Here is a 3,978-nt window from a genome sequence, read left to right on the forward strand (position 1 = left end):
CCACGTTGACGATCTGAGGAGTTGGCTGGATGCTGCTGGAATTCGACGCCGATCAGCGGCTCTGGCAGGAAACCGTCCGCGATGCCGTCGGCAAGCAGTGCCCGCCGACGCTGGTCAGAGGCGTTGCCGAGGACGGTGTGGATCCGGGGCCCGTGTGGAAGGCCTATATCGGGCACGGCTGGACCGAGATGAGCGATCCGGAGAATGCCGTCGAGCTGGCCATCGTTCTCGAAGAGCTGGGGCGTGCGACCGATCCGACCCCGTTTTTGGCGACCATGAGTCAGTTCGCGCCGCTGGCAGGGGACCGCTTTGACGCGCGGGCATCCGGCGCCGCCGTCTACGGCGGCGTCACCGTGCACCGTGACGGCGACGAGTGGGTGCTCGATGGCACCGCGCGCCACGTGCTCGACGGCGACCGGGCGGAATGGCTGGGCGTGGTCACCGATGCCGCGGTGTTCATCGTCAATGCCGGCGACGCGGGAGATCGGCTGTCCCGGCCGCGCAGCGCCGTGCTCGACCCGGTGCTGCATGTCGCCGATGTGACGTTCACCGGACTGCGGCTGCCCGACTCGGCGCGGGTGCGCGCCGACACCGAGCAGGCGCACCACGTCGCGCTGATGGGGATGGCGGTGACGATGGTCGGCGCATGCCAACGCATTCTGGACCTCGTCCTCGATCATGTGCGCAGCCGTCATCAGTTCGGTGTGCCGATCGGGTCGTTCCAAGCGGTTCAGCACAAGGCGGCCGACATGCACGTCGCGATCGAGCGGGCCCGTGCGTTGGCCTACTACTCCGCACTGACGATCTCGGCGCACGACCCGGGCCGCCGGCTGGCTGCCGCGATGGCGAAAGCCGCTGCGGGCGAATGCCAGTCGCTGGTATTCCGACACGGCCTGCAACTTTTCGGCGCAATGGGATTCACCTGGGAGAACGATCTCCAGTTTGCGCTGAAGCGGGCCAAGGCCGGCGAGTTGATGCTCGGCGGGACCGCCGAGCACCGCGCGAGAATTACCGAGGAGTACCGTGCAGCTCACCTTTGATCCCGACGTCGAGGCGTTCCGCGACGAGTTCGTCGCTTTCCTCGACGAGCACGTGCCGGCGGCGGCGGCGGAGGCGCTGGAGCGGCCGAAATCGGTTTCGCACATGCCGGATTGGGCTCGTCGCTGGCAGCGGCTGCTGTTCGACAACGGCTGGCTGCTGCCCACCCAGCCGCCGGAATTCGGTGGCCGCAATGCCACTGTCTTGCAGCAGTATGTGTACCTCGAAGAGCTGTGCAAGCGCCGGATATACCACAGCTTCAATCCTCAGGGTGTGAATATCATTGCCGCGTCGCTGATTTCATTCGGCAGCGACGAGCAGAAACAGCATTGGGCGGTGCCTATCCTGCGGGCCGAAATCACCGCATCGCTAGGCATGAGCGAGCCCAGCGCCGGATCAGACCTGGCGTCATTGCGGACGAAGGCGGTACGCGACGGCGACCATTTCGTGGTGAACGGACAGAAGGTGTGGACCTCGGGCGCTCACGATGCCGACGTGTTGCTGACTTTCGTGCGCACCGATCCAGATGCACCGAAGCACAGGGGAATCAGCGCACTGGTGATCCCCACCGACACACCCGGTGTGACGCGTCGGCCGTTCCCGGATATCTGCGGCCAAGACAATCTCGACTTCAACGAGGTGTTCTTCGAAGACGTTCGGGTTCCGGCGGAAAATCTCGTCGGACCCCTCAACCAGGGCTGGGGAGTGGCCAACGGATCGCTGGGACACGAGCGCACGATGATGTGGCTCGGCTTCGCCGACCGCCTGGACAACGTCATCACCGATTTCCAGCCGGGAAACGCGATCGAGCGCGACCAGTACGCCACCGCGGTGATGGACCGCCAGGCGCTGCGCCTGCTCGGGTCGGTGGCGCTGGCCCGTGCCGCGCGCGGAGAAGAGGACGTGCCGGCCCTGTCGGTGCTCAAGTTGCTTGGTTCGGAGGCCGAGCGTCAGGCGTGCGAAAATGCCTTGTCCGCGGCGGGATCCGACGGGCTGCTGCACCCAGCGCTGAGCGGGCCCTACGAGCCGATGAATCTCGATCACTACTACGGCAGTTGGTTTGAGCGCTACGCGCGCAGCTTTGCCGGAACCATCGCCGGCGGCACTTCGGAGATCCAGCGCAACATCATCGCCCAGCGGGTACTGGGGCTGCCCGCCCGCTGAACCCTAGAACCGGACGAGGTTGAACGGCCAACTGGCGGTGCCACCCGGCGCGTTACCGCAGCCGGCGTCGAAGGTGGATGTCACCGAACCGCTCAGCGTCACCGCGTCCCACGTGTAGACGTCGTGGGACGGCAGAAAGTAGACCGTGCAGCGCACGCCGTCGGGGACATCGACCGGCATGGTGTATTGGCCGTTCGTCAGATGTGCGACGGCGTACCACGGCGTGGCTTGGCCGTTGGGCCTCGGCTGGGCCTGGTCTTGGAGGCAGTCATCGGCGTGCGCCGGCTCGCAGGGCCGCAGCGCCCAGAGCCAGGAGTGACCCGGGTCGCGCGGCGACTCCACCTGGTAGTTTCCGTACGGCATGTGGGCGTGGGCCACCGACGGCAGCGCCACAGCGGCTGCCATCAACGCCAAGCTCAGCACCAACGACTTCACCTCATAGACCCTTCCGTTCGTGGGCTGAATATAGGCCGATTTTCAGTCGATGACGGCGGTTTCCTTGCGCTCGGTGATGGGCAGGGCCAGTTCCTGCTCATCACAGATCGTCTGCAACTTCTCCAGCGTTTCGTTCAGGCCCGGGCCGAGTCGCCTACCGGGGGTGAAGGTGGCCGGCAGGTGCCGCATGCCCTGGATGACGCCGATGGTCTCGTAGTGCACGGTTCCTTCGGGGTCGCACACGTAGTCCGGCATCCGGTCGAGCACCGCGGTCAGCATCGACTTGAACACCGTCCGCGCCACATTGGAACCGATGCAGCGGTGGACGCCGAGGCCAAAGCTGAAGTGCCGATTGCCTTTCCGGTCCAAGATAATCGCATTCGGGTCATGGAAAACCGACGGGTCACGGTTGGCCATCGCCCACGAGATCCACAGCCGCTCACCTTCTTTGAACTGTGTCCCTTCGAGTTTCACATCGTCGGCGAAGGTGCGGCCGTCGCCGGGGGCCGGCGTGTAGTAGCGCAGGAACTCTTCGGTGGCGGAGTCGAGCAGAGTGTCCCGCTCGCGGCTCAGCCGTTCGCGTTCGTCGGTATGCTGCGACAACCACTCCATCGCGTGCGCGGTCAGCGCGGTGGTGGTGTCGAACCCGCCGCCGATGACCAGACCGAGATTGCCCATGATCTCGAGGTCGGGTGCGGGCTCGCCATCGATACGTAACTGCAAGAGCCCATTGACAATTCCGGGCCGCGGGTGCTCTTTGATCTCGACCATGTTGGTCAGCAGATCCAGTCCCATCTGCCGATGCATGGCGACGATCTTGTCGATGTCGGGGGAGTGCTCCGGGGTGTACACCGAGGCGTGCACCGGTTCGCTGTAGATCGCCCAGTTCTTCAGCGGGATACCCAGCATCGCCAGCGTGAGGACGGCGGGCACGATGTTGGCGAGGTCGTCGACGAAGTCGATGCGGCCTGCCTCGATTTTCTCGTCGAGGCAGGCACGGGTCACCTCGTCGATGAACGGCACCCATCGCTTGACCGCCGCTGGCGATAGATACGGGTTGAGCACGGTGCGGTAGATGCGATGCTCGGGATCATCCATTTCCAGGATGCCGCCGCGCACCCCGCTCGCACGCTTGGCCTTGGGGATCGAAATGCCCTGATAGCCTTTACGTTCACCGTTGATGTCGTGGTCGTTGGACACGACCGGGCAGCGGGCCAGCTCGAACACCGCGCTGCTGCCGCCGGCCACCCAGTGGCCGTCGTAGGTGTCGGTCCATGCGACCGGACACTTCTGGTGGATCTCTTCGGTGATCTTCTCGAATTGTTCGCGGTACTCGGGCGT

The 3,978-nt window shown here is 65.1% G+C and carries 4 protein-coding genes; 2 read left to right on the plus strand and 2 right to left on the minus strand.

The features are described 5' to 3' along the window. Window positions 1-29 precede the first annotated feature (29 nt). Both AC2VOG_RS15975 and AC2VOG_RS15980 read left to right on the plus strand, forming a co-directional pair. Window positions 30-1,040 (plus strand): acyl-CoA dehydrogenase family protein, encoded by a 1,011-nt coding sequence (locus AC2VOG_RS15975; protein WP_486940849.1) that lies wholly within the window; start codon window positions 30-32, stop codon window positions 1,038-1,040. Continuing rightward, entirely contained in the window at window positions 1,024-2,202 is a 1,179-nt protein-coding gene (locus AC2VOG_RS15980) for an acyl-CoA dehydrogenase family protein (RefSeq protein WP_486940850.1), read from the plus strand. Before AC2VOG_RS15975 ends, AC2VOG_RS15980 begins: the two co-directional genes overlap by 17 nt. A 3-nt stretch (window positions 2,203-2,205) precedes the next feature. Here the strand turns inward: AC2VOG_RS15980 and AC2VOG_RS15985 are convergent, their stop codons facing one another. Both AC2VOG_RS15985 and AC2VOG_RS15990 read right to left on the minus strand, forming a co-directional pair. Further along, window positions 2,206-2,607, minus strand: coding sequence for a hypothetical protein (locus AC2VOG_RS15985; RefSeq protein ID WP_486940852.1), 402 nt, complete (start codon window positions 2,605-2,607; stop codon window positions 2,206-2,208). A 72-nt stretch (window positions 2,608-2,679) separates the two neighbouring features. Further along, on the minus strand, window positions 2,680-3,978 hold a 1,299-nt coding region (locus AC2VOG_RS15990), incomplete at its 5' end, for a cytochrome P450 (RefSeq protein WP_486940851.1).

The organism is Mycobacterium sp. TH-M11 (assembly GCF_057473725.1).